Origin of the sequence: Kitasatospora sp. NPDC091257, from assembly GCF_044757675.1 — a bacterium.
Lineage (GTDB): Bacteria > Actinomycetota > Actinomycetes > Streptomycetales > Streptomycetaceae > Kitasatospora > Kitasatospora lactacystinica.
Window position 1 is genome coordinate 1 of record NZ_JBIVVI010001207.1, and the last position, 2,676, is coordinate 2,676.

Here is a 2,676-nt window from a genome sequence, read left to right on the forward strand (position 1 = left end):
GGCGGAGGCCGGGTGGGCGGAGGCCGGGTGGGCGGACCGGGAGCGAGCGGGCGCGGCTCAGGCTGCGCGGTCGTGCCGCTCGGCGTCGCGCCGCCCGTCCGCTGCCGGGGTGGGCTCGTGCCACGCGCGCTCGGGGTGCGGGGGCGCGGCGGGGGACTCCTCCACGGCCGGTTCGCCCGCCTCCCGGTAGCCGGCCCGCTCCTGGGCGGTCGGTGAGAGTGCCACGAAGGCCGAGGCGAGGAAGAGGAACGAGCCGAGGCCGACGGCGAGCGGGAAGACGAACTCCATCGGGCTGACCCCGCCGAGAACGGTCCGGGTCGGCTCCAGCCGGACGTGGACGGCGGCCATGCCGGTGTAGTGCATGCAGCTGACGGCGAGGCCCATGGCCATCGCGGCGGCCGCGGCCGTGTACACGTTGCGGATGGTGACGGCGGCCCAGAGCGCGGCGGTCGCGGCGCCGACCGCGATCAGCACGGACAGCGCGACCGTCCCGGCGTCGTAGTGCAGGCCCCCGTGCATCCGCAGGGCGGCCATGCCCAGGTAGTGCATCGCGGCGACGCCGAGACCGGTGGTGACGCCGCCGGAGAGCAGGGAGAGGCCGCGGTGCCGGCCGTAGCAGACCACGGTCAGGCCGAGGCCGGTGACCAGCACCGCGACCACGAGGCTGAGGACGGTCAGCGGCACGTTGTAGCGCAGCTCGGTGCCGTCGACGGTGAAGCCGAACATGGCGACGAAGTGCATGGTCCAGATGCCGGAGCCGATCGCGGCGGCGGCCGTGATCAGCCAGTTCCGCCGGGCCGGGCCGCTCGCGGCCAGTCCCCGCAGCGTGCAGCGCAGGCCGAGGGCGGCGCCGGTGCAGGCCATCAGGTACGAGAGGGCGGGGGTCAGCCAGCCGAGGCTGAGATGGTTGAGAGTGCCCATGGGACCTCCGGTCGACCAGTCGGGCCCGGAGGCGGTACGCGGTGCGCCCGGGCGCCCCGGGCCGGGCGGACTGCACACGAATGGCATATGCCAACCGCATGTGCGCTTCCGGCCTGGGGTGCGTGGGACGCTACCGAGCAGCCGGAATCGGTCAGACAAAGATCTGAAAAGCTGCCCGCAGGAAGCGCGTGATGTGTTCCGATGGCCCTGTCGTGTACCCAGAGGACGGCCGGCGCGGCGGACGGCGTGCGGGGGCTGCGCACAAACGACAGCGGACAGATGACAGAGTTTGAAATCTGTCATCTGTCCGCTGAACTCTGTCGGCTGTCGGCTGTCGGCTGTCGGCTGTCGGCCGCACGCTGTCAGCCGCCGGCCGTCAGCGGCTCGCCGTCACCCGGATCCGCATCGGGCTCGCCGCCCGCAGCGTGATCCCCTGGGCGAGCGCCACCCGCCGGTCCACCGCCTCCACCTCGAAGTCCCGCAGGAGCACCCCCAACGCCAGCACCGCCTCCAGCATCGAGAAGTGCTGCCCGATGCAGGCCCGCGGTCCGCCCCCGAACGGGAACCAGGCATAGCGGTGCCGGGCCCGTTCCGCCTCCGGGAGGAAGCGGTCCGGGTCGAAGCGCTCCGGGTCCACCCAGTGGTCCGGGTGCCGGTGGGTGACCAGCGGCGCAACCACGACCTGCGCCCCGGCCGGGATCACGTACCCGTCGATGACGGTCTCCGCGACCGCCCGCCGCCCGCCCAGGGCCGCCGACGGGTAGAGCCGCATCGCCTCCTTCAGCACCCGGGTGATGTAGGGCAGCGCCTCCAGGTCCGCCGCCGTCGGTGCCCGCCCCGCCAGGACGGTCCGCGCCTCCTCCCGGGCGAGCCGCCGCTGCTCGGGGTGCATCGCCAGCAGGTGCAGCGCGAAGGCCAGCGCGGTGGCCGTGGTCTCGTGCCCGGCGAGCAGGAACACCAGGACCTGGTCGCGGAGTTCGGCCGGGTCCAGCCGCCCGCCGTCCTCGTCGCGGGCCCGTCCGAGCAGGGTGAGCAGGTCGTCCGCGTCCTCGTCGCCGCCGCCCCGCGCGGCCCGTTCGGCGATGATCCGGTCGCAGACCCCGTACAGCGCCCGCTGGGCCTCGGCACCGCGCCGGTTGGCCGGGGTCGGCCAGGTGCGTGGGAGGCGGACCGGGGCGTAGCCGCGCTCCTTCACGTACTCGCCGAGCACCGGGAAGCTGCGGTGCACCACCGCTATCGCCTCCTCCACGTCGGCGCCGAAGAGGATCCGCGCGACCGCCCGCAGGGCGAACCGGGACGTCTCCTCCGCCGCGTCCACCACCCCGCCGGGCACCGCCCGCCAGCGCTCGGCGAGCGACTGCGCCTCCTGCGCGAGCGCGTCCGCGTAGCCGTCCACCCGGCGCCGGGTGAACAGCGGCTGCACCATGCGGCGTTGGCGCTGGTACTCGGCGTCCTGGCTGGTCAGCAGCCCGTTACCGACACTGGTCCGCAACTCGTCGTAGAAGGGGTCCTCCTTGCGGAAGTTGGCCGCTTCGACGGCCAGCACCTGCCGGACGCCCTCCGGCGAGAACACCCCGTAGAAGTCGGCGCGCAGCCCGGGCGGCCCGGCCTGGAAGCGCACCACGTCGCCGTGGTCGCGGCGGGCCGCGAGGTAGCTGCGCAGCGGGCGGCGGGTGAGGTCGAACAGCGAGCCGACCAGGCGGTTCCCCGCCGGGACGGGTATCGCGGAGGTGGGGGCGGGCGCGAGCCCGGGGG

2 protein-coding genes are annotated in these 2,676 nt (G+C 74.5%); both read right to left on the reverse strand.

Features of this window, described 5'->3' with window-relative positions:
- Positions 1-57: 57 nt before the first annotated feature.
- Positions 58-921, reverse strand: a complete 864-nt coding sequence (locus tag ACIQOV_RS36335) for an MHYT domain-containing protein (RefSeq protein ID WP_401055078.1) — start codon at positions 919-921, stop codon at positions 58-60.
- 376 nt (positions 922-1,297) lie between these two features.
- Positions 1,298-2,644 (reverse strand): cytochrome P450, encoded by a 1,347-nt coding sequence (locus ACIQOV_RS36340; protein WP_401055079.1) that lies wholly within the window; start codon positions 2,642-2,644, stop codon positions 1,298-1,300.
- Positions 2,645-2,676 lie beyond the last annotated feature (32 nt).